Annotated in this window: 23 protein-coding genes and 2 pseudogenes; 2 read left to right on the top strand and 23 right to left on the bottom strand. The window is 64.9% G+C overall.

What is annotated here, in order from left to right; translation table 11 throughout:
- Nucleotides 1–83: 83 nt before the first annotated feature.
- From apbC to HOP52_RS14730, 10 genes and pseudogenes are all read right to left on the bottom strand, one after another.
- On the bottom strand, nt 84–923 hold the full coding sequence (apbC, locus tag HOP52_RS14770; protein ID WP_309674891.1) for an iron-sulfur cluster carrier protein ApbC: 840 nt from the start codon (nt 921–923) through the stop codon (nt 84–86).
- Between the two features lie 129 nt (nt 924–1,052).
- The gene (locus HOP52_RS14765; protein WP_238978164.1) at nt 1,053–2,186 is read right to left on the bottom strand and encodes a coiled-coil domain-containing protein; all 1,134 of its coding nucleotides are present in this window, start codon (nt 2,184–2,186) and stop codon (nt 1,053–1,055) included.
- A gap of 123 nt (nt 2,187–2,309) precedes the next feature.
- Entirely contained in the window at nt 2,310–3,062 is a 753-nt protein-coding gene (locus HOP52_RS14760) for an RNA pseudouridine synthase (protein ID WP_238978163.1), read from the bottom strand.
- A 187-nt stretch (nt 3,063–3,249) separates the two neighbouring features.
- On the bottom strand, nt 3,250–4,512 hold the full coding sequence (locus HOP52_RS14755; RefSeq protein WP_238978162.1) for an EAL domain-containing response regulator: 1,263 nt from the start codon (nt 4,510–4,512) through the stop codon (nt 3,250–3,252).
- Nucleotides 4,490–7,528, bottom strand: coding sequence for an ATP-binding protein (locus tag HOP52_RS14750; RefSeq protein WP_238978161.1), 3,039 nt, complete (start codon nt 7,526–7,528; stop codon nt 4,490–4,492). The genes HOP52_RS14755 and HOP52_RS14750 overlap by 23 nt, the downstream gene beginning before the upstream one ends.
- Before the next feature lie 645 nt (nt 7,529–8,173).
- A complete protein-coding gene (gene arfB, locus HOP52_RS14745) occupies nt 8,174–8,587 on the bottom strand; it encodes an alternative ribosome rescue aminoacyl-tRNA hydrolase ArfB (protein ID WP_238978160.1) in 414 nt (137 codons plus the stop codon).
- Between the two features lie 66 nt (nt 8,588–8,653).
- Nucleotides 8,654–9,256, bottom strand: coding sequence for a DUF2459 domain-containing protein (locus HOP52_RS14740; RefSeq protein ID WP_238978159.1), 603 nt, complete (start codon nt 9,254–9,256; stop codon nt 8,654–8,656).
- A 1-nt stretch (nt 9,257) separates the two neighbouring features.
- Nucleotides 9,258–9,932 (bottom strand): spermidine synthase, encoded by a 675-nt coding sequence (locus tag HOP52_RS14735; protein WP_238978158.1) that lies wholly within the window; start codon nt 9,930–9,932, stop codon nt 9,258–9,260.
- 411 nt (nt 9,933–10,343) lie between these two features.
- A pseudogene (locus HOP52_RS19815) lies at nt 10,344–10,610 on the bottom strand (EAL domain-containing protein); the annotation flags it as partial.
- Between the two features lie 78 nt (nt 10,611–10,688).
- Nucleotides 10,689–10,938: pseudogene (locus HOP52_RS14730) on the bottom strand (transposase); the annotation flags it as partial.
- Between the two features lie 246 nt (nt 10,939–11,184).
- Between HOP52_RS14730 and HOP52_RS14725 the strand changes: the two are divergent.
- Nucleotides 11,185–12,918, top strand: a complete 1,734-nt coding sequence (locus tag HOP52_RS14725) for a PilZ domain-containing protein (RefSeq protein WP_238978157.1) — start codon at nt 11,185–11,187, stop codon at nt 12,916–12,918.
- A gap of 275 nt (nt 12,919–13,193) precedes the next feature.
- Nucleotides 13,194–14,123, top strand: coding sequence for a YihY/virulence factor BrkB family protein (locus HOP52_RS14720; protein WP_238978156.1), 930 nt, complete (start codon nt 13,194–13,196; stop codon nt 14,121–14,123).
- 24 nt (nt 14,124–14,147) lie between these two features.
- Here HOP52_RS14720 and HOP52_RS14715 read toward each other — a convergent pair whose 3' ends face one another.
- From HOP52_RS14715 to urtB, 13 genes are all read right to left on the bottom strand, one after another.
- Nucleotides 14,148–14,375 (bottom strand): DUF1049 domain-containing protein, encoded by a 228-nt coding sequence (locus HOP52_RS14715; RefSeq protein WP_238978155.1) that lies wholly within the window; start codon nt 14,373–14,375, stop codon nt 14,148–14,150.
- A 118-nt stretch (nt 14,376–14,493) separates the two neighbouring features.
- Nucleotides 14,494–15,177, bottom strand: coding sequence for a HupE/UreJ family protein (locus tag HOP52_RS14710; protein ID WP_238978154.1), 684 nt, complete (start codon nt 15,175–15,177; stop codon nt 14,494–14,496).
- A 5-nt stretch (nt 15,178–15,182) separates the two neighbouring features.
- Complete coding sequence (ureG, locus tag HOP52_RS14705) at nt 15,183–15,818, bottom strand: urease accessory protein UreG (protein ID WP_238978153.1); 636 nt, start codon at nt 15,816–15,818, stop codon at nt 15,183–15,185.
- Nucleotides 15,819–15,907: 89 nt separating this feature from the next.
- Entirely contained in the window at nt 15,908–16,633 is a 726-nt protein-coding gene (locus HOP52_RS14700) for an urease accessory protein UreF (protein ID WP_422677721.1), read from the bottom strand.
- The gene (gene ureE, locus HOP52_RS14695; protein ID WP_238978152.1) at nt 16,605–17,126 is read right to left on the bottom strand and encodes an urease accessory protein UreE; all 522 of its coding nucleotides are present in this window, start codon (nt 17,124–17,126) and stop codon (nt 16,605–16,607) included. Before ureE ends, HOP52_RS14700 begins: the two co-directional genes overlap by 29 nt.
- Before the next feature lie 241 nt (nt 17,127–17,367).
- A complete protein-coding gene (gene ureC / locus HOP52_RS14690) occupies nt 17,368–19,083 on the bottom strand; it encodes an urease subunit alpha (RefSeq protein ID WP_238978151.1) in 1,716 nt (571 codons plus the stop codon).
- Nucleotides 19,080–19,454, bottom strand: coding sequence for an urease subunit beta (locus HOP52_RS14685; protein ID WP_238978150.1), 375 nt, complete (start codon nt 19,452–19,454; stop codon nt 19,080–19,082). The genes ureC and HOP52_RS14685 overlap by 4 nt, the downstream gene beginning before the upstream one ends.
- A gap of 10 nt (nt 19,455–19,464) precedes the next feature.
- Nucleotides 19,465–19,767: an urease subunit gamma gene (locus HOP52_RS14680; protein WP_238978149.1), complete on the bottom strand. Its 303-nt coding sequence runs from the start codon at nt 19,765–19,767 to the stop codon at nt 19,465–19,467.
- Between the two features lie 27 nt (nt 19,768–19,794).
- Nucleotides 19,795–20,703, bottom strand: a complete 909-nt coding sequence (locus HOP52_RS14675) for an urease accessory protein UreD (RefSeq protein WP_238978148.1) — start codon at nt 20,701–20,703, stop codon at nt 19,795–19,797.
- 243 nt (nt 20,704–20,946) lie between these two features.
- A complete protein-coding gene (gene urtE, locus HOP52_RS14670; protein WP_238978147.1) occupies nt 20,947–21,645 on the bottom strand; it encodes an urea ABC transporter ATP-binding subunit UrtE in 699 nt (232 codons plus the stop codon).
- Nucleotides 21,645–22,484: an urea ABC transporter ATP-binding protein UrtD gene (urtD, locus tag HOP52_RS14665; RefSeq protein ID WP_238978146.1), complete on the bottom strand. Its 840-nt coding sequence runs from the start codon at nt 22,482–22,484 to the stop codon at nt 21,645–21,647. The genes urtE and urtD overlap by 1 nt, the downstream gene beginning before the upstream one ends.
- Nucleotides 22,481–23,611 (bottom strand): urea ABC transporter permease subunit UrtC, encoded by a 1,131-nt coding sequence (gene urtC, locus HOP52_RS14660; protein ID WP_238978145.1) that lies wholly within the window; start codon nt 23,609–23,611, stop codon nt 22,481–22,483. The genes urtD and urtC overlap by 4 nt, the downstream gene beginning before the upstream one ends.
- A gap of 5 nt (nt 23,612–23,616) precedes the next feature.
- Nucleotides 23,617–25,239: an urea ABC transporter permease subunit UrtB gene (gene urtB / locus HOP52_RS14655; protein WP_238978144.1), complete on the bottom strand. Its 1,623-nt coding sequence runs from the start codon at nt 25,237–25,239 to the stop codon at nt 23,617–23,619.
- Nucleotides 25,240–25,381 lie beyond the last annotated feature (142 nt).

The raw sequence follows: 25,381 nt of genomic DNA, 5'->3' as shown, positions 1-25,381 counted from the left end.
GCCAGCCCGTTCGGAGCAGTGCTCCTCACCCCTGGCGTAGGACCTCCTCTTCGGCCTGCCCCCGGCGCCCCTCGCTTCGGGAGTCAATCATCGCTGAAGGAGATGCTCGGGCCCTCCTCCTGCTGTCCGGCAACCTGCTCGGCCACCTGGCGGGCCATGTCGCGGAAGGTGGCGGCCACCTCGCCGTCGGGCTCGGCCACCACCGTGGGGTGGCCGCCGTCGACCTGCTCACGGATGGAGAGCGCCAGCGGCAGCCGGCCCAGCACGCGGGTCTGGTACTCGCTGGCGATACGCTCGCCGCCGCCCTCGCCGAAGATCGGCTCGGCATGACCGCAGTTCGTGCAGACATGCAGGCTCATGTTCTCCACCACGCCGAGCACCGGCACGTTCACCTTGCGAAACATCTCGATGCCCTTGCGGGCGTCGAGCAGGGCGATGTCCTGGGGGGTGGTGACGATCACCGCACCATCCACCGGCACCTTCTGAGCCAGGGTCAGCTGGACGTCGCCGGTCCCGGGGGGCATGTCGATGAACAGGTAATCCAGCGCCTCCCAGGCGGTCTGGGAAAGCAGCTGCTGAAAGGCCCCGGCCACCATGGGGCCGCGCCACACCATGGGCTCGCGGATGTCGACCAAAAAGGCCATGGACATGGCCTGGAGGCCGTGGGCCTGAAGCGGGCGAAAGCGGTTCTCGCCGGCCGACTCGGGACGCACCCCCTCGCCGACCCCCAGCATCTGGGCCTGACTGGGGCCATAGATGTCGGCGTCGAGCACGCCAACCCGATACCCCTCGGCGGCCATGGCCAGCGCCAGGTTGACGGTGACGGTGGACTTGCCCACCCCACCCTTGCCGGACGCCACGGCGACGATGTGCTTGACCCCTTCGATCACGACTCGCTCCTTCGCACTGCTGCATGAAGACACCCCAGCCTGCCGGGGTGATTGTGCGGCCAGTATAGCGCGACGCCCCGCGGCCCAACACCGGTCTGCAAACACACGACGGCGAGCCAGGCTCGCCGTCGTGGGTATGGGGAGTGCGGGACAAACAGCGTGTCAGTCGTCGGCCGTCTGCGCTTCGGTCTCGGCTTCGGTGTCGGACTCGACCTCCTCCATCCGCGCTTCCAGATCGGCGAGCTCGCTGCGCCAGTTGGCGAGCTGCCCCTCCAGCCGCTCGAGCTGTTCTTCGCGGCGCTCGACGCGACCCTCGATATCGGCCAGTTCGTCACGGCCGATGCCGATGGCGATCATCAGGTCGTCACGCTCGACCCGCGCCTGTTCGAGTGCGGCCAGCGCCTCGTCACGCTCGTCGCGGGCCTCGCCCACTTCACGCTCCACCTCGTCACGCCAGACCTCCAGCGCCTCGATGTCGTTCTCCAGCGCCTCGAGGGTGGATTCCCGGTCGGCGATCTCGGTGTTCAGTACGGCCAGTCGCTCGTCGCCCGCGGCGATCTCGTCTTCGATGGCGGCCAGCTCATTATCGGCCAGGTTGCGGGCGACCACGGCTTCCTGACGCTCATCGACGGCAATCTCGCGCAGCTCTTCGGCTTCCTGACGCGCTGCTTCGGCCTCCTGACGCGCCTCTTCCGCCTCGGCGCGTGCGGCCTCGGCATCGCTGCGGGCCTGATCCACCGCTTCATAGTCGCCACGCAGCGCCGCCAACGCCTCCTCGACCTCGGCCTTTTCGGCCTGGTAGGCCTCGATATCGCCCTCCAGGGCGGCACGCTCTTCCTGCAGCTCACTCAGGCGCGCTTCGGTGTCGGCCACTTCGGCTTCGATTCGCTCCAGCTCGGCTCGCGCCGTTTCCTGCTCCTCGGCCATGGCCGCTTCGGCGGCGGCCCGCTGCTCCTCGAGCTCGGCCAGGCGCGTCTGCATCTCGGCTTCCGCAGCCTCACGCTCTTCCTCTACTGCCGCCGCGGCGGCCTGGCGCTCCTCCTCCAGCTCGGCAATGCGGGCTTCCAGCGCCTCGATCTCCTCGCCGGCCGCGTCACGCTCTTCCAGCTGGCTGACCAGCGCCTGCTGTTCGCTCTCCATCGCCGACAGCTGCGACTCGAGGGCCTCGCTGTGGTCGCGGTGAGAGCTGGCACTGGACTGGGCGAAGATCGCCCAGACCACGCCAACCACCGCCACGGCCGCCAGCGCCTTGACGCGATTATCCTGGAACAGTGGGCTCTTGGGATTTTCCGACATGCGACATATCCTTCTGGTTAAGGCTGCGAATCGGGTGCCGGCCGGCTCAGGCCGGACGGCATGGGTACCTCGACTTCAGCATACAGAGCGATAACGAATCGGGAAAGGGAGCAGAATGTCGCGTCAAAAGCGCTCGCCGTGGCTGAGATAGCGCCACTGGCCTTGCGGCACACGCCCCAGGGACACCCCGCCAATCCGCAGGCGCTTCAGCGACAACAGCGTCAAGCCAACGCTTTCGCACATGGCCTCGAGCTGGCCCGGCACCATTCCCTTCAAGGCAAAGCGTAGATGGGTTTCGCTCTGCCAGCTCACCTTGCAGGGCGCGAGCCGCCGTCCCGGTTCGGCCGTGCCACGGCGCAGCGCCTCGAGCTGCGTCTCGCTCAGGGTGCCGCGTACCTCAGCCACGAACTCCTGCTCCAGCCGCACGGTATCCTCATTGAGCCGCCTGGCGACGCGCCGGTCCTGGGTGAAGACCAGCAGGCCGGACATGCCCGGCGTCAGCGGCAGCATCGGCACCAGGCCCCGGAAGTAGGCCTTGAGCGGGCGCAGGCCTGCCGGATCCTCCGGCCAGTGCGACGCCAGCGTGATCAGCGTCCTGGCCAGCGCATCGCCTTCGGTGGCGTCATGCCCCGGGGGACAGTTGAGCAGCAGGGTGGCCGGTGCCAACGGTTCGGCCCTGGCCCCGGGGGCGAGTTCGACGCGCTGCCCGGCGACCTTGAACTGGGGCTCTTCGACCACCTCGCCGTCGACCAACACCCAGCCTCCGGAGATATACAGCTCGGCCTCACGGCGCGAGCAGGGAAGCTGGCGCGCCAGCCGCTTGGAGAGGCGTTCGCTGTCGGGCAGCTCTGAGAGGGCAGTATCGTGACGGGGCATCGGCGGTTTCCGGGCAGTGGAGTGGTGACAATTCAGAGCGGGGCGCGCAATAGGGGCTGCATCCTGGTGGGGAGGCATTGTACTGGAGGGGAGACATAGTACCCGCCTTTTGTAAGCCCTCCAGTAATCCCTTCTTCTTGAGCTGATAGGGGGAGCACAGGTGCCCTGAGCACCACAGGCGCTGCACTCATTGCTTCAGTTCAGGCGATAAGCCGGTAAGCCAGCGCTCTGGATCCCATTGTTGGGCCCAGTCTGCCACGGTGTCGGCCGCCATGGGGCGAGCTATCAGGTACCCTTGAGCCTGGTCACAGCCGTATTCGGCCAGCAGTGCCCAGTCCTCAGGCGTCTCGACGCCTTCTGCCACCGTTGTCAGGTTCAGTTTTCTGGCCATTTCCAGGCTGGATCTCAAGATCACTCGACCGTCATTTTGGTGCGAAGCGAAGTTGACGAAGGTGCGGTCGATCTTCAACTCACCGGCGGCGATACGGGTGAGTTGCTGCATGGATGAGTAGCCGGTGCCATAGTCGTCGATCGATAATTCGAACCCCTTCATGCGCAGCCTTGCAAGATTCTCCAGCACGCGCCCCACCTCAATCATGACCGCCGTTTCGGTGATCTCGAGGATCATGTAGCAGGGGTCCAGCCCCTGTCGACGCACTCGCTCGATCAGCGATTCCGCCAACCCGACATCGGCCAGGGACTGGATGGAGATATTCACCGAGACCTTGATATCCAGACCGCGATTTCGCCAAAAGGCACACCAGGCGCTCGCCTTGTCGAGCATGACATCGGTGAGCGCATCGATCAGCCCCCGGGACTCCATGGTGTCGATGAAGGCGTGGGGTGACAATACCCCGTGCTCGGGGTGGCGCCAGCGGGCCAGGGCTTCGAAGCCACACAGGCGCCCCGTAGCCAGTTCCACCTTCGGCTGGAAGAAGGGCTCGAACTGGTCGCCTACCATGGCAGCCTCAAGGTCTGCGGCGGAGTAGTGTTCCTCCATGGGCGGTGCTCTGAGGCGCCGTTGATCAGGCTTGTACTTGCGCAGCGCGCTCAAGAGTTCGCGTGGCGCGGGGGGCTTTTCTATGGTGTCCAGTAAGCTGAGGCCATAGGCCGCAGCCATGGTGCGAACGGAACGGATCAACGAGGGCTCCAGAGCACTGACGATAACCAGTGCTGGCTCGTGCCATGACTCCCCCACTCGCCGTATGAACTCCATGCCGTCCATGCCGGGCATGTCGAGATCGCTGATGACGATATCCACGGGTGGCTCAAGGGTGGCCATCAGTTCGAGTGCCGAGTGGCCGCAAGCGGCCTCGTGAATCTCCTCTGCCCCGAGACGACGAAGCAAGCCCGCCAGCACCTGCCGCTGAAAGTCATGGTCCTCGACGATCAGCAGGCGCAGGCCGGGAGGCAACCCGGTAGTCTGTTCAGAGTCGGTCGATATAGGCATGCAGACGCTCCTGTTCCTGTCTGAATTCCTCGAGACCAACGACGATCTCCCCCCACGCCTCCGAGCGGCCAGCGCGCTCGAGGCGCTCGCAGGTCTGGGCGAGCGGGTGGGCACCGACAAGCCGGCTCGCCCCTTTGATCCGGTGAGCCGCACGCACCAGTGTCGTGCTGTCGCTGTCGTATATCGCCTGTTCGAGACGCTTAGCATCGAGCTCGTTCGAGCATCGGAAGTCGTGCAGGATCTCGCGCGCCAGCTCCCCGTCATCACCGGAAACCAGGTCCAGCGCGGTCGGGTCCACGGGGTCATCAGCCGCAGGATCCAAGGGAGGCGGCGTGGCGGCGAGGGTATCGGCTACACTCCCCCGAGCGGAGGGATGCGGCAGCCAGTTCTCGATCATGTTACGCAGTTGCAGCATACCGGCCGGCTTGCTCAGGTAGTCGTCCATGCCAGCGGCAAAGCAGCGCGATGCATCCCCACCCAGGGCATTGGCGGTGAAGGCAATGATCGGGATATGGTTGGCCGCTGTATCGCTGGCTTCGTCTTGGCGGATGGCCCGCGCCAGCTCGTAGCCATTCATGCGTGGCATGTTGCAGTCGGCCAGGATCAAGCCGAATCGGCGGCGTCGCCACAGTTCGAGGGCCTGCTGCCCATCTTCGGCACATTCGGCGGCATAGCCGAGCAGGTTGAGTTGGCGCATCAGCACCTGGCGGTTCGTGGGGTGGTCATCCACGACCAGAATCAGCGTCCCCTCCTCTTCCGCCTGCTCGAGTGTCGGTGGCGTACGCCTCGCGGTGGCGGCCTTGAGCTCTTCCCGGTGTTGTTCGCGGGTGACATCGACGAGCTGTGCCGGGTCGGCGGGTGCAACGGGCAGGGTCAAGGTCAGGGTCGTGCCCTGACCCGGTTGACTGGTCAATTCGATTTCCCCACCCATCAGCTTGGCCAAGCGTTGGCAGATGGACAGCCCTAGGCCGGTGCCCCCGTAGCGAGTGGATATGCTGCTTTCGGCCTGCATGAACGGATCGAACAGGCGGGCTTGAAGCGCCGGCTCGATGCCGATGCCCGTATCCTTGACCGTAATCTGCACCCACTCTCGCCGCTTTTCCCGCCGGATACAGGCGACATCTACCTCGATGCCGCCTTCTTCTGTGAACTTCAAGGCGTTACTGATCAGGTTGTTGAGGATCTGCTTCAGTCGCAGGCTGTCGACCATGACGGCGGGGCTGATACCGGGATCGATGGTAGCGCTCAATGTCAGGCCGTGGCTGGTGGCAGTGCTGCTGTACAGTGCCAGGACGTCTTCGACGATCCGCTGGATCGAGGCCGCGCAGGGATGGAGCTCGAGTTTCTCAGCCTCTATCTTCGAGAGGTCCAGCACGTCGCCGATCAATCGTTGCAGGGATCGGCTCGATTGGCGTATGACCTCCACGGTGGTGCGCTGCTCCGGGTTCAGCTCGGTAAGGCTGAGCACCTCCAGCATACCCAGCACCCCGTTCAGCGGTGTCCTGATCTCGTGGCTCATGGTCGCCAGGAAGGTGCTCTTGGCACGGTTGGCGACTTCCGCGGACTCCTTGGCGGCTCGCAGGGTGAGCTCCATGTTCTTGCGCGCATTAATGTCGATGACGATGCCGTCCATGGATTCCGGGTGGCCATCATGGGAATACTGGGCGCGGCCCGCGGCTTCCACCCAGTGTACTGAGCCGTCCGGCCAGACGACCCGAAACTCCTCTTGGTACTGCACTCCCTGCTGCAGCGCAGTATTGACGGCGTCTTGAATCCGCGTGCGATCATCAGGGTGCGTGCATCCGAGGAATAACTCGAAATTCAGCGGCGTGTCTGGCGGCACCCCGAAGATCTCGCAACAGCGTGGTGACCAGTCCAGTTCGTCGCGGGGGATAGACCAGTGCCATTTGCCCAGTTGGCTGAGTTCGACGGCCATCTGCAACTGATGCTTACTGATGACCAGCTCCTTCTCCGTGGCCATTTGCTCGGTGACATCTGACCAATAACCGTTCCACACCACGGTGCCATCCTTCCGGCGATATGGTGAGGAGCGAGCATTAATAGAGCGTATTTTCCCATTCGCATGGCTGACGCGGTGAGTGAACTCGAATTGTGCTAGTGTCCTGGCCGAGGCGTCGATGGCCGCTTCCAAGCCAGGAAGGTCGTCCACCGCAATCCGGTCGAACATGGCGCGGGGGCTACCCACTACCGCCGCGGGCTCGAGGCCAAGCAGATCGTGAATCCCTTCGCTGACGAAAGAGAAACCACAGGTGCCATTGGGCTGTTGCCAGTATTGATAGACTGCCCCCGGAAGGTTGTCGGTAATGGTTCGGAGGTCACGCTCGGCCCGGTGGCGGGCCCGCTGTAGCGCAATCAGCGCAAGGTAGCCCAGCAGGAGAGTCAGCAGTATGACCGGCACCAGGATGAAGAACACCATCATCTGGGACTGGTAGCGGTTCTGCTGGGCGTGAAGTCGGCGTTCGATGCGCTGCCTTTCCTGGTCGAGATGCTGGTGGATCAACGCATGGGTATCTGCGGCGGCTTCCCTGAGCCGGGGTGAGGCGGCAAGCTGTCCTGCTGCAGCAAGGCCTTCTTCCTGGAAGAGGTGCAGGTGCTCGTTCATCAGCTCGATGCGGCTCTCGATCCGCTCCTCGAGCTGCTCGACCTGGGGGCCGATGAGGGGGTCCTGGTCGGCATATTGCCGAAGCCTGTCGATGGCGATCGGCAACTCGTCAACGGCCTGGTGGCGCATGGCCAGATACGCCGAATCTCCGCTCAAGATATGCCCCCGCTGGGCGGCTTCGGCCCGGTGGAGTTCCCGGCTGATCGTTTCGAGTGCGTCGGAAATACGCTCCGACTGCAGGATGTCCTCGGTTGCATTGCGAGTACTGATAGTAGCGCTGTATAGCGTCCAGGCCATGGCCAGGATCACCAGCGCGACCAGCGCGACACCTGCCTGGGTCAAGCGCCGGGCACGGATCGCCAGGTCATCGTTCACATCTGTCACCAGCTTCATGAATGACTCTTGTACGGTCGGCGGATGGCTGGATGCTTGATCTCTGCGCCACAGAAGCTCCATCGAGCAAAAATTGCCGTGAGAGCCCCCCTAAACCCGATGACGGATCCGGGGCCGCAAGTGAGGGGCACCTCCATGCCAGCCTGCAGCCCTTTGACGGCAGCACGGCGTCACTCGGGTACCATTCTATTACAGCATAGCCTACCAGAACTTTACTTCGACTTGGTTAGGGCTCTACGACCCCCTACTGATCCGACCTGCTTCAGGTCGGTAGGGTGTCCTCACTACCGCCAGGGAACAATGATCCGAGTTCGTCCGCTTCGCTGAGTGTTGGCAGCGTTGAAGTGCCCCCCCTCCACGGCGACGAAGCGCATCGGTCGAGGACGTGGTGGCACCGGCACATCCTGCACAGCCAGGTGCCGCTCCCACGACAGCAGTGCCGTCAGGCCAGCCCCAGCTCCTCGGCATACTCGCTCAACGCCAATTGCCTGGACGAGGCATGAAAAAGGTGGTCCAGCCAATAGGCCTGCGTCGAGCTCAGTTCATTCATGGCGCCCTCCGATGATCAGAGGTCACCAGTATGGCCGGCGCCAATCAGTTCAATAAGATGGGGTTACAGGAGCGCTTGCCGCCTTTGGACGTCGTTCAGGTATCGACCTTGCCGCGCAGCGCCTTGTGCTGGCCACGCTTCTTCTTGCTGTCCAGCCGACGCTGCTTGGCCCCCTTGCTCGGCTTGGTGGCGATACGCTTCTTCGGCGCATACATCACGCCCTTGATCAGCGCCTTGAGCCGCGCCAGCGCCTCCGCCCGGTTACGCTCCTGAGTGCGATGAGACTGCGCCTTGATGATCACCACGCCGTCACGGGTGATGCGCTGGTCGCTAAGCGCCAGCAACTTCTCCTTGAACCCTTCGGGCAGGCTGGAGGCCCGGATATCGAAGCGCAGGTGAATCGCCGTCGCCACCTTGTTGACGTTCTGCCCGCCGGCCCCCTGAGCCCGCACCGCCTCCATCTCGATTTCATGATCGGGAATGCGCACCTGACGCGAGAGTTCCAGCATAGTCCTACCTTGTCGCGGCCATGAACGGATCACGGCTCAATCAATGGAAAAAAGCGAGCGCGCCGTTCAGCGCTGCCCACCGGCGGCGTCGATACGCCAGTTGGAAAGCCACGGAATGCCCCTGACCTCGATGCCCAGGCGCCGCAGCCAGCGGGCCACGGCCAGGTTGGACTGGTAGGTGAACCAATAGGCCCTGGGATAAGGCACGAACTCGAGGCCAAACTCCTCGCTGTAGACCGGCTCGATGCCATCGCGCTCGAAGTGGGCGTCCAGTTCGCGCTCCAGCGCCATGACCCGCCGGGCATCGGCCTGGAGCGGATAGACGCGCATCACGCCTTCCGGGGCCAGCCGCCCTAAATCGGCGCGCCCGGTCGCCTCCTCACTCACGCCACGCCCCAGCCCGCTGGGCGTCGGCCAGAACAGCGCCGAAACCGCGGCCAGCGCATGCCGACGTCCCTCCACGTACCAGGCCCACTCGCCGTAGCTGTAGCGCACCAGGCCGCCCTGCTGGCGCGGCAGCACCAGACTGGCGTGGCGGCCGTGGTCGAGCAGGTAGACCTCCACCGGCTCGGCAGGCGTCGGCGGCGGTATCACCCGTCCCGCGCAGCCGGCCAGGAGCATACCGGCAAGCAGCAGCGCCAGGCAGCGAAGAGACGCCGTCAGCAACATGTCAGAAGGCCAGCCAGATGCAGTGTTTCGCCCCCTTGCCGGGGCGGTGGGCGCGCACCGTGACTTCCTCGACCAGAAAGCCGACCCGGCGCAGGCGCTCGCTGAACCCGGCGTCCCGGCCCGCCGACCATACCGCCAGCACCCCGTCGGGGCGCAGCGCCTCCTGGGCCACCGCCAACCCCTCGGGCGAATAGAGCCGATCGTTCTCCTTGCGCGTCAGCCCTTCGGGGCCGTTGTCCACGTCGAGCATGATGGCATCGAAGCCGCCCGGCTCGCGGCGCAGCACCTCGCCCACGTCGCCCAGGCTGACCCGGGTGCGCGGATCGTTCAGCGGATAGCCGGCCGCCGCCCCCAGCGCTCCCCGGTTCCACTCCACCACGCCCGGGACCAGCTCGGCGACGACCGCTTCGGCATCGGCGCCAAGCGTCCTGAGCGCCGCCGCCAAGGTAAAGCCCATGCCCAGCCCGCCGATCAATACCCGCGCTTCGGGACGCGCGGCGATGCGCTCACAGGCGAGTTCCGCCAGGGCATCCTCGGAACCGTGCAGGCGGGTGTTCATCAGCTCGCCGGTCTTGCCGGCGATACGGATGGAAAACTCCTGATTGCGCTGCAGCAGGCGCAGCTCGCCGCCCTGTCCGGGTATGCTAGCCGTGCCGATCTGCTCGAATTTGGCCATGTTGTCTCACTGTCGAGGATTAAGGGGAGCCCTCGCCCACTGCGTCGATGGCTGAGTCGCCTGCTCATTATGCTGGCCCTGGCATCGACTTGCCATCTGCAGGCGGCCGAGGCCGCTCGATCCACGGACCTGCAGGATAGCTCGCTATCACGCCTGGCGGATCGAGCCACGTTGGTGGGTGCTGCCATCGAGCAGGGGCGGGTCGAGGATTCAGAGTCACATTTTATACCTCTCACACCAGGAAAAATATTCCGTAGCGGGAAGAGCCGGCAACTAATACAATCCTGAGCCTAGTCACATCCTAGCTCACGCAGAATCTTCTCCTGCTGGAAAGTTTCGACCCCTCCTGCAATCACAATAAGACCCTGAATCCAAGACCCAAGGCATGGCCGATATCGATCATACAGCCCATCAACTTTCTCGCTCGCTTATCACTCTCCAAATTCGTGACAAAACGCGATCTATTTTGAGGACCGCGATTGGCAATTTCCGCAGGCACTTGAATGGAGAAAGCCCTCTACCAAAATCGTCGACACTCACACCGATCCCGAGATCACGGATACGCTGAATGGCATCATTTGCGGCCTCGATATCACCGATAAAAGCACTTCCGGCAACTTCAACTCCCAAGCGTTTGGGACTCAGGTTAGCACTCTTGACGAGGTCCATGAGAAGACTATGTAGGCTTCGTCCAAAACGTCTGCACGTAGGCAGCGGTCTATGCTCGCCAGGCATACCATTACCCTGAAGCTGCTGGCCATCTTCTCGTAGGCGGAGTTGGAGGCGTGCAAGGATAGCTTCAAAGGTGCCGTCATCGCGCCACTGGCGGAAGCGGTCATAGACAGTCTTCCACGGGCCATAGCGTTCTGGCAGATCGCCCCACTTGGCGCTTGAGTAATGGATCCAGAGGATGCCGCTCAGCACTTGGCGGTCATCGCAGTGGCGGCGAAACGATCTCCTTGATGAGGGTCCAGCCGTTGTCGGAGATCTCGTAGCGTCCTGCCATGGGGTCACCTATGCTTCAGATCAGCGCAGCTGGGTATTACCCAGCGCACTGGCAAGCGGCTTAAGTGATGACTAGTCTGCCATGTGTGGGCAGGTCACTGTGCTTCCATGGATTGCGGCGCAATCCATGGACGTAAACTTCCACCAAAACATATTATAGCCAACAAGCTTATAATCTATACTTTTATAAAAAATCTATATTATTGGCAGTAATCAGATAACCGATGCACATGGGTAGGTGTCTTAAATGGCTGTCCCCGCCTTACATGAAAACACCTCGGCAAAAGTGATTCGTTCGTTGCTACAGCATACGAATGAGTTGTCTGTATATGCCAAGGACATGCCCTATTCCCTGAAGGCGGAGGTGGTGGAACTAGACCTGAGCACCGGCCGCTTGGTGCTTGAAGTGGAGTATGCCGGATCGGATATCGAGCGGTACCTGGACAGTGGTACGCTGAACTTCGACCTGGAGGCGTTGAAGGGATCACAGGCCATAGAGCGCGAGACCTACAGCCTCAGCAATGTCGTAGCCAAGCTGCTCAAGACGGACAGCACCCTATATCGCCTGGAGTGCCAACTCCCGGAATCGGTCTTCGTCAAGGAGAACCGGGGGGCAATCCGCATTCCATTCATCCTCGGTATGCAGGCCCGGGTCACCCTTGAAGTTTACCTGCATGAACTCAACGTGCCAGGCAGACTGCGCAACCTTTCGGTCGGAGGCTGCATGGTAGATATCGACCTGGCGGAGAGCTTCTCGATGAGCCTTGATCAGGAGATCCCAGGGCTCACGCTAGAGTTTCCCAACGGGGAGAGTTTCTTTGCAGAAGGCAAAATTCGCCATATCCGCCCCTTTGGCAACCATGGCTACGCGGCGGTTGGCGTTCAGTTCTTCAACCTGACCACACCCCAGAGAGAAGCACTGTTCCAGTACGTGAATGAGTCGGAAAGAGAGGCCTCCTACCGTGCTGGTTCCAACGACAAGTGCACTGATCACTCCTCCCTATTCATCCCAGGCACCAAGGAGAAGAAGATCCTACAGCGAGAAGCCCAGGAGCGTGAGAAGCGCGCTCGCCAGTCGCCGATGGAGCGCGGTGTGATAAATGTGGCTCATCAGCTCCAGGTGGGCCTGATGTACATGAAGACCCGCCACCTGTTTCCCAGTGAGATTTTCTACGACTGTGTCGATACCCTGCTCTACCTGGTGAAGCAGGACCGCAAGGCCTTTTTGTATGCCCTGGCGTTCCTGCGCGACGACCCGGACTGGGTCAGGCATGCTGTTCAGGTAGCCGGTCAGTTGACCGACCTGCTGCTGATCCGTGACCCGCATACCCCCCAAGTGCGTGAGGCTGTGCTGGGCGCCTTACTGCATACGCTGGGTAAGCCACTGTTGATCAGCGCGCAATTGCCGTCGCTCAAGGTGAGCATGAACCCGGCGCAGAAGACTATTCTAAGAGGCCATGTGGTAGTGCTATGCGACAAACTGCACGAGCTTGGCTGGGAGCCCAGCCCCACCTGCCGTGACGTGATCGAGAATGCCAACGAGCGCCTGGACGGCTCCGGCTACCCGGCGGGCAAGCGCGACCATCATCTCTCGGAGCTGATTCGATTGGTCTCGGTGATAAAAGCGATCAACAAGCTAATGCATGCGCGTAACGGCATACCGCCACACTCGCCGCTCGAGGCCTACCGCAGGATTCATGGGGCAGACACGGCATATGACAAGACAGTATTGGTGGAATATATACAGGTGTATGGCCTGTATCCGATCGGTAGCCTGGCCAAGTTCTCGGGCGGCTTTCTCGCCTGGGTCATGGATATTGACGGTAAGGGTATGCCGAGCCAGGTTCATGTTATCAAGAACCTGCGATTTCCTGGCACAAACATCAACAGCGTGATCAAAAAAGGCGACTTTTCGCAGATCGGAAAGCTGGAGGATATCGTCAACCCCTCAGATTACGGGGTGAAGGTAGGCAGGGTGTAGAGGCGACACGTTCGCGATGAAGAAAATCACTCCGTTGGTTAGAATTGTCCCGAAAAATGGCGGCCCTAGTCCATAAATTGAACAAACCATAATGGCCGCTAGGTCACCACCAGTTCTGATGGGGGCGAGATCAACGTCGATGACGGCGCCCTCATGCTTTTCCAATCGGATCGCGATATAACGTTGACCTACACCATCGCGCCCTGACTGGAAGCAGTTGACGATCACCGCGCCCCCCTCGACTATGAAGGGGAATCGTCTCCTAAGGCTCGCCCATGACGCCACCTCGCCTCCCCGCCGTGCGCGCTGCCCTCTTCACCCTGCTGCCCCGGGTGCTGCGCTTCCTGTGGCGGGTGCTGGGCGCCTTCCTGCGCAACCGCGGCATCCTGCTGGCCGGCGGGGTCGGCTACAACGTGCTGCTTTCCATCGTGCCGCTGTTCGCGCTGCTGGTCGTGCTGCTGACCCAGGTGGTCGACGAGCAGCTGCTGCTCGAGGTGCTCGGGGTCCAGGCGCAGCACCTGGCGCCGGCCCATGCCGAAGTGCTGCTGGACGCCGTGCTCGCCCTGCTCGAGGGCCGCGAGGTGATCGGCCTGTTCGGCATTCTGGTGCTACTGGTGTTCAGCTCCTTCGTGTTTCGCATGCTCGAAGACGCCCTGGCGATCATCTTCCACGGCACGGACGACCACACTCGCCGCAGCGTGTGGGTCTCGGTGCTGCTGCCCTACGCCTTCATGCTGGTGCTGGGCACGGGGCTGCTGGCCCTGACCCTGCTGGCGACCCTGGCCGACGCCATGAACACCCTGTGGCTGGCGCTGTTCGAGCAGCCGATGCCGCTGGCCGGGCTCTCGGAGCCGGCCCTCAACCTGTTCAGCTTCATTGGGATCTTTCTGCTGTTCAGCGCCATCTACAAGGTGCTGCCGGTGGCGCACATCGCCCTGCGACGCGCCGTGGTCGGCGGCTTCGTGGCGGCGCTGCTGTGGGAGGGGGTGCGCCTGCTGCTGGTGTTCTACTTCGTCAACCTGTCATTCGTGAACGTGGTGTATGGCTCCCTGGCCACCCTGATCGTGGTGCTGCTGAGCCTGGAGGTCGGCGCGATCATCCTGTTGCTGGGTGCCCAGGTGATCGCCGAGCTGGAGCGCAATGCGCGTATCGGTCTGCCTTGGCACGTGGATCCGCGTCGTGAGGCGGTCACCCATGTGGATTGACCGCCGGCTCGCCGCGGGGCTCGCTCAACGAGGCCCTTCCTGGGAACGCGAAGCGCGCAGGCGCCGCACCAGCCCCATCAGGCTCTTGCCGCTGACCATGCCGAGCACGTAGACCCCCACCAGCAGCAGCGCCAGCGGCAGCGACAGGCTCCAGGCCAGGACGCGTACTTCCACCACCATGATATTCTGCACGAAGAGGACCACCACCAGCAGGGTGACGGCGATCTTCAGTCCCAGCCATAGCTTGTCCATGCCGGTTCTCCCTGTTCGAGTGACTACTGCCAATCTGGCCGGCCCCCTGCCGGCTGTCAAACCCCGTACACGACAGCGCCCGGCCGAAGCCGGGCGCGGACGGTAAGGCGATGCGGGCCTATCCCAGGGCGAAGAGCGCCCCAGCCGCGGCAATGGCCACACCCAGGCCGCGCAGCAGGCGGTTCTCGCGAGCCATCAGCACACCGCCTAGCAGCCGCCCGGCGAAGGTGATCGCCAGGGTCGCCAGGGTGAAGCCAGCCAGGTAGGCCAGCATGGAAGCGGCGTGGGGCATCTCGCTGCCGTGGGCATGGCCGTGGAAGAGCATGAACAGCACGATGATGCCGGCTCCAAGGGCGGTGGGCACCTTGACCAGTGCGGCGATCAGCACCCCGGCCAGCAGCACGCTCATGGCGATGCCAAACTCCACGCCGGGTAGCGCCATTCCACCCCAGGCGAGACTGGCGCCGAGCAGCATGCCGCCGGCGGCGAGCAGCGGCGCGCCGAGGCCGAGCGCCCGGGACTGACGCAGGCTCCAGAGGCCCACGGCGAGCATGGCCAGCAGGTGGTCGAGGCCCAGCAGCGGGTGGGCGAGGCCAGCGGCGAAGCCGCCTTCATGGTGATGATGGCCCGGGTGGGCCAGGGCCGCCCCGGCGACGAGCAGCAGGACGGGGGCGGCGGCGAGTGCGGCGGCGAGTGCAGCGGCCCGGGCGGAACGCGCGGAACGCGCGGCGGGCTTCGCGAGCGAGGGCGAGAGATGGGACATGGTGGCGGTCTCCTTGCCGGTCAGGTCGGTGTCGTTCATGGGAATCAGGCGGGGGTTTGGGCTTGCGGCCGGCGCTCCGGCAACATGCCGCGATCGAGGATGAACCGAATGATGGTCTCGAGCCCGACGCCGTCGTAGAGGTTGGTGAAGACGAAGGGGCGCTCGCCGCGCATCGTCTTCGAGTCGCGCTCCATCACCTCGAGGGAGGCATGGACCTGCTCGGCGATGTCGATCTTGTTGATGATCAGCAGGTCCGACTTGGTGATGCCCGGCCCGCCCTTGCGGGGGATCTTGTCGCCGGCGGAGACGTCGATCACGTAGAGGGTCAGGTCCGAGAGCTCGGGGCTGAAGGTGGCCGAGAGGTTATCGCCGCCGGACTCCACCAGCACCAGCTCGAGGCCCGAGTGACGCGCCTGGAGCTCGTCGATGGCCGCCAGGTTCATGGAGGCGTCCTCGCGGATGGCGGTGTGCGGGCAGCCGCCGGTCTCCACCCCGAGGATGCGATCCGCCGCCAGCGCCTCGTGCTTGAGCAGGAAGTCGGCGTCCTCGCGGGTATAGATGTCGTTGGTGACCACGGCAATATCGTAGTGGTCGCGCAGCGCCAGGCAGAGCTGCTTGAGCAGGGCCGTCTTGCCGGAGCCCACCGGGCCACCGACGCCAACGCGTAGGCAATGTGTCATGTCGTTCTCTCCTCATACTGGCTTCAATATTCGTCATGCTTCCCGGCAGTGGCGACACACTGGCCTCACCGCACCCGCCTGCCGTGACCCTAGCTCCTGAACAGCCGCGAATACTGGGTCTCGTGCAGGGCGCTGGCCAGGGCCAGGCCGGGCAGTGCCGGGCCGAGTTCGTCATCGGGCAGCGAGAGCGCCTCGTCCACCGCGGCGACCAGCGCCGGGCGCAGCCGCTCCACCAGGCGCTGGGCGGCGGTATGACCCAGGGGCAGCGCCTTGCAGGCGACGGCCAGCTGGTTCTCCAACCAGGCCCAGGCGAAGCCCAGCAGCGCCTGGCGCGGGGCAATGCCGCGGACCTGCGCGGTCCAGGCGAACAGGGTCACGTAGCCGGCGCCGGGCGGTAGCGTGCCCGCTTCGGGCAGCAGCTCGAGGCTGCCCAGCAGCCGCGCCAGCGAGGCGCCGAGCCGGGCATCCTCGGCGGCGAGCTCCGCGGTCTCGCGGTTGGCGGCGAGCCAGGCGTCCCACTCGACCACGGCCTCGCCGTCGCCCGCCCCCCAAGCCGCCTGCAGGCGCGCCAGCGCCGGCAGCTCGCAGCGGGTCAGGCCGTCCTCGAGCACCCCTTCCAGCCAGTCGCCGAGGCTCGCCTCGTCCGTGACCCAGCCCAGCTCGAAGGCGCTCTCCAGCCCCTGGGAGAAGGCGAAGGCACCGATGGGCAGCGCCGGGCTGACCAGCTGCAGTAGGCCGAGCAGGGCCAGATCGTCGCCCTGCCCCGCCGACGTCGCGGCCACCGCCTCAATGGGCATGGCTGTCGATGTGCTCATGGCTGTGGGTATGGTCATGGTGATGAGGGTCGTGGTTGTGGCCATGCCCGCCCGTCTGCTGGTAGGCGCCGGGTTCCGGGTCGAAGGGGGCCTGATGGCGCTCCAGGGTGGCCCCGAGCAGCTCGGCCAGCTCTTCCAGCACGTGATCCGGCGGGAAGCGCACATAGCCACCCTGTTCGTCCTCGCCCAGCGCCAGCTGCACGTGGCGGTTGCCCAGGTGATAGGCGAGCCGCGCCAGCGGCAGGCCGGCGGCAATGCGCGCAGTCACCACCGGCTCGGCGGCGGCGCGGATGCGCACGATCTCGCCGCTTTCGGCGCGCAGCCCCTCGCCGTCCCGCAGCACCGGGCCACGGTCCAGGAACAGGCCAAGCTCGCGCCCGGCGTCGCTCATCGCCTTGAGCCGCCCCTTGGTGCGCGGCTCGAAGGGGAGTGTCAGGGTATCGGTGGCCTGGCCCGCCGCGATGGGTCCCAGGCGTTCGGTCAGTTTCAGCATCGTTCAGTGCTCCTGAGTGGCTTGGCGGAGCCAGCCTTACCCTCTCTCAACGCCACGTGCCCGAAACCCTGGCGTCTCGGCCGGACTCCCGCGGTCGGAAAGACGGCACATCCCTGTGCCGGCTTTCCTCGATCTTCATCCCTGAAGATCGACCGCGTCGTCTCGTCCGATTCGCCAGCGGCCACGCGAGGTTTCGCACCGGCAAGCTGGCTCCCTCACATACACTTCCTGCCCGATCTGCTCAAAACAGGTGGTAGCGCTGGGCCAGGGGCAGCTCGGTGGCCGGCTCGCAGGTCAAGAGCTCCCCGTCGCAGCGCACCTCGTAGGTCTGGGGGTCCACCGAGAGCTCGGGGCAGGCGTCGTTGAGCTTCATATCGCCCTTGCGCACGCCGCGCACGTCCTTGCAGGCCGAGAGCCGGCTGGCGAGCCCCAGCCGCTCGCCGATCCCGGCGTCCAGCGCCGCCTGGCTGACGAAGCTGACCCGGGTCTGACTGGCGGCGCGACCAAAGGCGCCGAACATCGGCCGGTAGTGAACCGGCTGAGGCGTGGGAATCGAAGCGTTGGGATCGCCCATGGGCGCCGCGGCGATCATGCCCGCCTTGAGGATCAGGGCCGGCTTGGCGCCGAAGAAGGCCGGGCTCCAGAGCACCAGGTCGGCGAGCTTGCCCGCCTCGATGGAGCCCACCTCATGACTGATCCCGTGGGTGATCGCCGGATTGATGGTGTACTTGGCGATATAGCGCCGGGCGCGGAAGTTGTCTGCACCGATTGCCTCGTCCTCGGGCAAGAGCCCACGCTGCACCTTCATCTTGTGTGCGGTCTGCCAGGTGCGGCACACCACCTCGCCCACCCGGCCCATGGCCTGGGAGTCGGAGGCGATCATCGAGATCACCCCCAGGTCCTGGAGGATGTCCTCGGCGGCGATGGTCTCGCGACGAATGCGCGAGTCGGCGAAGGCCACGTCCTCGGGAATGTTGGGGTCCAGGTGGTGGCACACCATCAGCATGTCCAGGTGCTCGTCGATGGTGTTGACCGTGTAGGGCCGCGTCGGGTTGGTGGAGGACGGCAGCACATAGGGCTTCGAGCAGGCGGTGAGGATATCCGGCGCGTGGCCACCCCCGGCCCCCTCGGTGTGGTAGGTGTGGATGCCGCGCTCCTTGAAGGCGGCCAGGGTGTCCTCCACGAAGCCCGACTCGTTGAGGGTGTCGGTGTGGATGGCGATCTGGACATCGTAGCGCTCGGCCACGGCGAGACAGTTGTCGATGGAGGCCGGGGTGGTACCCCAGTCCTCATGCAGCTTGAGGCCCATGGCGCCGGCCTCGAGCTGCGCCTCCAGGGCTTCCGGCAGGCTGGCGTTGCCCTTGCCCAGAAAGCCGATGTTCATGGGCAGGTCGTCCACCGCCTGGAGCATCTTGCCGATATGCCATTCGCCGGGCGTGCAGGTGGTGGCGTTCGACCCCGTCGCCGGCCCGGTGCCGCCGCCCAGCATGGTGGTGATGCCGCTCATCAGCGCCTCCTCCACCTGCTGAGGGCAGATGAAGTGGATGTGGGCATCGATGCCGCCGGCGGTGAGGATCTTGCCCTCGCCGGCGATCACCTCGGTGCCGGGGCCGATGACGATCTCCACGTCGGGCTGGGTGTCGGGATTGCCCGCCTTGCCGATGGCGGCGATCCGCCCCTTCTGGATCCCCACGTCCGCCTTGACGATGCCCCACCAGTCGAGGATCAGGGCATTGGTGATCACGGTATCCATCACGCTGTCGTCATGGCGCTGGCTCTGGCCCATGCCGTCGCGGATCACCTTGCCACCGCCGAACTTCACCTCCTCGCCGTAGTGGGTGGCGTCGCGCTCCACCTCGATCCACAGCTCGGTGTCACCCAGGCGCACCCGGTCGCCCACGGTGGGGCCGTACATATCGGCGTAGGCCTGTCTGCTGATCTTGTTGACCGGCTTCATGACTGACCTCCTTTACCCGGTGCCTGAGACTGACCCGGCGCGGCTCCGGGCACCTTGGAAGGTTGATCGAGGCTGCCCATCACCTCGCCCCGAAAACCGTAGACATGCCGCCGGCCCACAAAGGGGGTCAGCGTCACCTCACGGGTCTGGCCCGGCTCGAAGCGGATCGCGGTGCCGGCGGCCACATCGAGGCGGAAGCCCCGGGCGCGGTCGCGGTCGAAGACGAGTGCCGGGTTGGCCTCGGCGAAGTGGTAGTGGGAGCCGATCTGAATGGGCCGGTCACCGGTATTGGCGACCTCGACCGCGATCCGTTCACGCCCCTCGCAGAGCGCGATCTCACCGTCCTTCAACTGATATTCGCCGGGAATCATGGGGGGCTCCTTAGACAATCGGACTATGAACGGTGACCAGCTTGGTGCCGTCCGGAAAGGTCGCTTCCACCTGCACCTCATCCACCATCTCCGCCACCCCCTCCATGACATCGTCACGGCTGAGGATCTCGCGGCCGTAGCTCATCAGCTCGGCCACGGTGCGGCCGTCGCGGGCGCCTTCCAGGATCTCGAAACTGATCAGCGCCACCGCCTCGGGGTAGTTGAGCTTCAGGCCACGGGCGCGGCGGCGTTCGGCCAGCTGTGCCGCCGAGAACAGCAGCAGCTTGTCCTTGTCGCGGGGGGTCAGTTCCATGTCGGCATCTCCATCGAAAATAGGAAGTCAGGTCAGCCAGATACGCGGCGTGTGGGCCGCAAGGCCCAGCAGCCGGGGCCGCAGCACCCGCCAGGCGGCCTCGCACAGCGCCCAGGCCTCGTTTCGCTCTCCGCCCAGATAGCGCAGCAGCAGCACCCCGTGGCGCACCGTCACCGCCCAGCGGGTCGATGCGGGGAGACGCTCGCGCAGCGCCTCGACTGCCTCGCGTTCATCGGGCAGCCCCACCGCCCAGAGGGTCGCCTGCACGCTGGCCCTACCCTGCCCCCAGCGCCCAACGAAGCGCGGATGGTCAGGGTCCAGGGGCTGACGCTCCAGCCACAGCGGCTTGCCATCGCGGGTGAGGCGAAAACGCTGGTCGATGCGGCCGGAAACATAGGGCAGTTCGCTTGCCGGACGCCCAAGGGCCAGGACTTCCCAGCCCAGGCAGTTGGCGCTGCCGGCCAACTCGATGGTGGTGGCCTGCTCCCCGCGGGAGCCATCGAAGGCGATCGTCTCCTGGGGCAGCCACTCGAGCGCCCCGCCATCGGCGACCTCCAGCCGGGTCGCCTGCTGCCAGGCCACCCCGTGGCTGTCGGCGCGATAGAGCTTGTTGGCCGCCGGCGTGGTCAACAGCGCATGGGCGCCTGCCTCGACCCGAGCCGAGATCGTCAGGGCGTCGCCGCTGACCAGGCCGCCGGGTGGATGCAGCAGGTAGACGTGACAGGGTCCGGGGCGGCCTTCCGCGCCTCGCCCCTCCGGGTAGAAGGGGCGCTGCACCCGCAGCGGCCCCTGGTGGCGCGCCCTTGCCATCCGCGTGATCCCGTCTCGCGACACGAAACCCAGCTCGAGGGATGCCTGCCAGCGGCGGCCACCGTCAAAGCGGTGGCCGGAATCCATCAGCCGAGTGGCATCCAGGGAGGTCTCGATAGCGGTCATGGGCGGCTCATCATCCAGCGTGTCTGACCAGCTATCAGCAAGGGGTGTACCAGAATGGTGAATTAATAAAATTATTCTTATAATTCAGCTTATTGGAAAGATTGCCGAGGACAGGAAGCCACTCGCTCGCCTTATCGGGGTGCGTCACAGGGGCCGTTACGCACCCCGCGGGTGCGACTGCCCGGGCAATCTCTCCAAATAGGTGCAAGGCGCCCCTATTGCCAACGCTCTATGCATCAGCGCCTATACCGTCAGATGCTCCTTGATCAACGCATCCGAGAGCTCGGCGATCGCATCTTTCGCCACCGGCCGGCCGCGATCCATGATCACGAAGCGGTCGGCATACTTTCGGGCGAAGGGCAGCTTCTGTTCCACCAGCAGCACGGTGAGACCGTCCTCGGCGATCAGCCGGCGGATCACCTCGCCGATCAGGGTGACGATATTGGGCTGGATGCCCTCCCCGGGCTCGTCGAGGATCAGCAGCCGCGGCTCGATCACCAGGGCCCGGCCGATGGCGAGCTGCTGTTGCTGGCCGCCGGAGAGATCGCCGCCGCGGCGGTGCTTCATCTCCTCGAGCACCGGAAAGAGCTCGTAGACCCGCTCGGGAATGGTGCGGCGGCCGTCGCCCCGGGCGGCGAGCCCGGTACGCAGATTCTCCTCCACGGTGAGCAGCGGGAAGATCTGGCGGCCCTGGGGCACATAGCCGATGCCCAGCCGCGAGCGATCCTCGATGCGCCGCCGGGTCAGCTCCACGTCGTCGGCGTAGCGGATGCTGCCCGAAGCGACGGCGACCTCGCCCATGATCGCCTTCATCAGGGTGGTCTTGCCCACGCCGTTGCGCCCCATGATGCAGGTGCACTCTCCCGCCGGCACCTCGAGGTCGAGGTCCCAGAGGGTATGGCTCTCGCCGTAGAACTGGTTGAGCTTGTCGATCGTCAGCATCAGGCGACCTCCTCGTCGGCATCGGCTCCCAGGTAGACCTCGATGACTCTCGGATCCGAGGAGACCTGATCCATGTTGCCTTCGGCCAGCACGCTGCCCTGGTGCAGCACCGTCACCTGGCGGGCGATGGAGCGCACGAAGCCCATGTCGTGCTCGACGACGACAACGGACTGTTTCCCCGCCAGCCCCGTCAGCAGCTCGGCGGTACGTTCCATCTCCTGCTCGGTCATGCCGGCCACCGGCTCGTCCACCAGCAGCAGCCGCGGACGCTGCATCAGCAGCATGCCGATCTCCAGCCACTGCTTCTGGCCGTGGGAGAGGATCCCCGCCGGCCGGCGGCTTAGCTCGGCGAGCCCGGTGGTCAAAAGCACCTCATCGATACGATCCCGAATCTCGCCACTCATGCCGGCGGTCAGGGTGGGCAGGATGCGCTTGTCGGCGGCCATGGCCAGTTCGAGGTTCTCGAACACGGTCAGCGCCTCGAACACCGTGGGTTTCTGGAACTTGCGCCCGATGCCCAGGCTCGCGATCTCCGGCTCGTTCATGGTCAGCAGGTTGTGACGACTGCCGAACCACACCTGACCCGTATCGGGGCGGGTCTTGCCGGTGATGATGTCCATCATGGTGGTCTTGCCGGCGCCGTTGGGCCCGATGATGCAGCGTAGCTCGCCGTCGTCGATGGTCAGGTTGAGGTTGTCGATGGCCTTGAAACCATCGAAGCTCACCGTGACGTCCTCCAGATAGAGGATCGGGCCGTGGCGCACGTCCACCGGCGAGGCGGCAGGCACCAGGAAGTCGAAGACGCGCTCACGGTCGGCCAGCGATCTCAGGAAACTCATGCGGATACCTCCTTGCCGGTCGCCCCATCGTCATCCGGGCGTCGGCGACGCTTTATCCGATAGGCGAGCAGGCCGGCCACCCCCTTGGGCAGGAACACCGTGACCAGCACGAACATCGCCCCCAGAGCGAACAGCCAGGCGTCGGGCATCACGCCGGTGAACACCGTCTTAGCGTAGTTGACCAGTATCGCCCCGATCACCGCGCCATAGAGGGTCGCGCGGCCGCCCAGGGCCACCCACAGCACGATCTCGATGGAGAACAGCGGCGAGAATTCGCTGGGGTTGATGATGCCCACCTGGGGCACATAGAGGGCGCCGGCAAGTCCCGCGAGCATCGCCGAGACCACGAACACGAACAGCTGGAAACGCTCGACCCGGTAGCCCAGAAAGCGCGTGCGCGCTTCGGCGTCGCGGGTGGCCACACAGACCCGGCCCAGCTTGCTGCCGACAATGGCCCGGCACAGCACATAGCCCACCGCGAGCGCCACGCCGCTCGCCAGGAAGAGCCCCAGCCGCGCCTCGTTGCTTCTCAGGTTGAAACCCAGGATCTCGCGGAAGTCGGTGAGGCCGTCGCTGCCGCCGAAGCCCATCTCATTACGGAAGAAGGCCAGCATCAGGGCGAAGGTCAGCGCCTGGGTGATGATCGACAGATACACCCCGGTGACCCGCGATCGAAAGGCCAGGAAGCCGAACACCAGGGCCAGCGCCCCCGGCACCAGCAGCACCATCAGGAAGGCGAACCAGGCCATGTCGAAGCCGGCCCAGTACCAGGGCAGGCTGTCCCAGTTGAGGAACACCATGAAGTCGGGCAGCTCCGGGTGGCCATAGACGCCGCGATCACCGATCTGGCGCATCAGGTACATGCCCATGGCGTAGCCGCCCAGGGCGAAGAAGGCGCCGTGCCCCAGGCTCAGAATGCCCAGGTAGCCCCACACCAGATCCACGGCGACGGCCAGCAGCGCATAGCTCAGGTACTTGCCGAAGAGGTTGACCGTATAGGCATTGACGTGGAGCGGATGCCCCTGAGGCACCGCCACATGCAGCAGCGTCACCAGGATCATGGCCGCTAGCAGCACGCCGAGGAAGGTCAGCGTCGCACGTTCGTTGAAGGGTCGTGTCAGCCACATATGGATCAGCCCTCCGCCGCCCGGCCCTTCTGCGGAAAGAGTCCGCGGGGGCGCTTCTGGATAAACAGGATGATGAAGACGAGCACGATGATCTTGGCCAGCACGGCACCCGCCCAAGGCTCGAGGATCTGGTTGATCACCCCCAGCGAGAGGCCCGCCACCAGGGTGCCCCAGAGGTTACCCACGCCGCCGAACACCACCACCATGAAGGAGTCGATGATGTAGCTCTGCCCCAGGTTCGGCCCCACGTTGGTGAGCTGGGAGAGCGCCACCCCGGCCAGTCCCGCGACCCCGGAGCCCAGGGCGAAGGTCAGGATATCGACCCGGGTGGCGCGGATGCCCATGGAGCGTGCCATGGCGCGGTTCTGGGTCACGGCGCGCACCTCCAGCCCCAGCCGGGTGCGCCGCATGATCAGCAGCAGCGCGGCGAACACCGCCAGAGCGAAGGCGATCACCACCATGCGGTTCAGGGTCAGCGACAGGGCATCGTTGATCGCAATCGAGCCGCTCATCCACTCCGGGGAAACCACGGTGCGGTTCTGCGGCGAAATGACCGTGCGCACCAGCTGCTGCAGGATCAGGCTGATACCGAAGGTGGCCAGCAGGGTCTCAAGCGGGCGCCCCTTGAGGAACTGGATCACCCCGCGTTCGATGGCGATGCCGGCCAGCGCCGCCACCAAAAAGCCGGCGGGCACCGACAGCACCAGCGCGAGCCCCGGCTGGCCGGGCAGCAGCTGCTGCATCATCCAGGTGGTGTAGGCGCCGAGCATGATCAGCTCGCCATGGGCCATGTTGATCACCCCCATCACCCCGAAGGTGATGGCCAGACCGATGGCCGCCAGCACCAGCACCGAGCCCAGGGAGAGACCGAAGTAGAGCGTCTCGGCCATGCGATTGAGGCGCAGGTTCTGCTCGATGCTCACCAGCGCCGCCTGGGCGGCGTCAGCGACCACTGGGTCATCGCCCGTGACCGCACGACTATCGAACGCGCCCGAAGCCGCGCGCGCCAGGGCAACGCGTACCCGGGGATGCAGGCTGCCCTGCAGCTCGGCCACCGCCTCGACCTCGCCCTGCTCCAGGCGATGGATCGCTAGCGCCTGGGCGAGCCGGCGTGACACGCGACGATCCCCCTCTTCGGCGATCAGCGCCTCGAGCGGCTCGGCCAGCTCTGCGTCGACCTCGCCCAGCAGGCGCTCGGCGGAGGCACGGCGCAGCTCGAGGTCCGGTGAATAGAGGTCGACCACGGCGATGGCGCTGCGCAACTGGTTGCGCAGGGCATTGTTGATGCTGATGCGATCCAGGTCGCGGCGCGACATCTCACCGAGCGCCTCACCGGTCAGGGCGTCTTCCACCGGCCAGTCGCGGCCTGTGTTGTCGAGCACCACCACGAAGCGACCGTCGTCGGCGCGCTGCAGGCGACCGTCGAGCAGCGACTGCAGCCAGTAGCGGGCGCGCTCATGGTCGCTGGCGACGATCGCCTCGATGGCCTCACCCTTGGCGGGAAAGCTGTCGACGTCGAGCGCCTCGAGCAGTTCGATGGCCGCCTCATCATTAGCCGAGGTCTGAGCGTGCACGGTCAACGGCATGACCAGCAGCACCAGCAGCCAGAGAAAAAGGAGACTCCTCATGGGTTCATCCTTTGCGTTGGGGAATCACGAATGGGGTAAAGCGGGCGTGCGCCCCGCCAAATCGCAACTGGCAGCAACACTCAAGGCTGTTCCGGCGACAGGCCTGCGAGGGGGCGCTGTAAACCCATCCCTGGGCGCTACC

The organism is Billgrantia campisalis, from assembly GCF_022341425.1.
Classification (GTDB): Bacteria; Pseudomonadota; Gammaproteobacteria; order Pseudomonadales; family Halomonadaceae; genus Halomonas; species Halomonas campisalis.
Note: the sequence above shows the minus strand (reverse complement) of the source record. Positions and strands in the feature narration are given on the sequence as shown.

Excerpts from the sequence above, each read along its gene's own strand:
- HOP52_RS14675 (WP_238978148.1), bottom strand. The coding sequence starts at position 20,703 with ATGACCGCTATCGAGACCTCCCTGGATGCCACTCGGCTGATGGATTCC.
- HOP52_RS14700 (WP_422677721.1), bottom strand. The coding sequence starts at position 16,633 with ATGAGCACATCGACAGCCATGCCCATTGAGGCGGTGGCCGCGACGTCG.
- urtD (WP_238978146.1), bottom strand. The coding sequence starts at position 22,484 with ATGAGTTTCCTGAGATCGCTGGCCGACCGTGAGCGCGTCTTCGACTTC.
- ureC (WP_238978151.1), bottom strand. The coding sequence starts at position 19,083 with ATGAAGCCGGTCAACAAGATCAGCAGACAGGCCTACGCCGATATGTAC.
- HOP52_RS14720 (WP_238978156.1), top strand. The coding sequence starts at position 13,194 with ATGACGCCACCTCGCCTCCCCGCCGTGCGCGCTGCCCTCTTCACCCTG.
- HOP52_RS14715 (WP_238978155.1), bottom strand. The coding sequence starts at position 14,375 with ATGGACAAGCTATGGCTGGGACTGAAGATCGCCGTCACCCTGCTGGTG.
- HOP52_RS14680 (WP_238978149.1), bottom strand. The coding sequence starts at position 19,767 with ATGGAACTGACCCCCCGCGACAAGGACAAGCTGCTGCTGTTCTCGGCG.
- HOP52_RS14685 (WP_238978150.1), bottom strand. The coding sequence starts at position 19,454 with ATGATTCCCGGCGAATATCAGTTGAAGGACGGTGAGATCGCGCTCTGC.
- urtB (WP_238978144.1), bottom strand. The coding sequence starts at position 25,239 with ATGAGGAGTCTCCTTTTTCTCTGGCTGCTGGTGCTGCTGGTCATGCCG.
- HOP52_RS14740 (WP_238978159.1), bottom strand. The coding sequence starts at position 9,256 with ATGTTGCTGACGGCGTCTCTTCGCTGCCTGGCGCTGCTGCTTGCCGGT.
- HOP52_RS14735 (WP_238978158.1), bottom strand. The coding sequence starts at position 9,932 with ATGGCCAAATTCGAGCAGATCGGCACGGCTAGCATACCCGGACAGGGC.
- arfB (WP_238978160.1), bottom strand. The coding sequence starts at position 8,587 with ATGCTGGAACTCTCGCGTCAGGTGCGCATTCCCGATCATGAAATCGAG.
- ureE (WP_238978152.1), bottom strand. The coding sequence starts at position 17,126 with ATGCTGAAACTGACCGAACGCCTGGGACCCATCGCGGCGGGCCAGGCC.
- urtE (WP_238978147.1), bottom strand. The coding sequence starts at position 21,645 with ATGCTGACGATCGACAAGCTCAACCAGTTCTACGGCGAGAGCCATACC.
- HOP52_RS14765 (WP_238978164.1), bottom strand. The coding sequence starts at position 2,186 with ATGTCGGAAAATCCCAAGAGCCCACTGTTCCAGGATAATCGCGTCAAG.
- HOP52_RS14750 (WP_238978161.1), bottom strand. The coding sequence starts at position 7,528 with ATGAAGCTGGTGACAGATGTGAACGATGACCTGGCGATCCGTGCCCGG.
- HOP52_RS14710 (WP_238978154.1), bottom strand. The coding sequence starts at position 15,177 with ATGAACGACACCGACCTGACCGGCAAGGAGACCGCCACCATGTCCCAT.
- HOP52_RS14755 (WP_238978162.1), bottom strand. The coding sequence starts at position 4,512 with ATGCCTATATCGACCGACTCTGAACAGACTACCGGGTTGCCTCCCGGC.
- HOP52_RS14760 (WP_238978163.1), bottom strand. The coding sequence starts at position 3,062 with ATGCCCCGTCACGATACTGCCCTCTCAGAGCTGCCCGACAGCGAACGC.
- ureG (WP_238978153.1), bottom strand. The coding sequence starts at position 15,818 with ATGACACATTGCCTACGCGTTGGCGTCGGTGGCCCGGTGGGCTCCGGC.
- HOP52_RS14725 (WP_238978157.1), top strand. The coding sequence starts at position 11,185 with ATGGCTGTCCCCGCCTTACATGAAAACACCTCGGCAAAAGTGATTCGT.
- urtC (WP_238978145.1), bottom strand. The coding sequence starts at position 23,611 with ATGTGGCTGACACGACCCTTCAACGAACGTGCGACGCTGACCTTCCTC.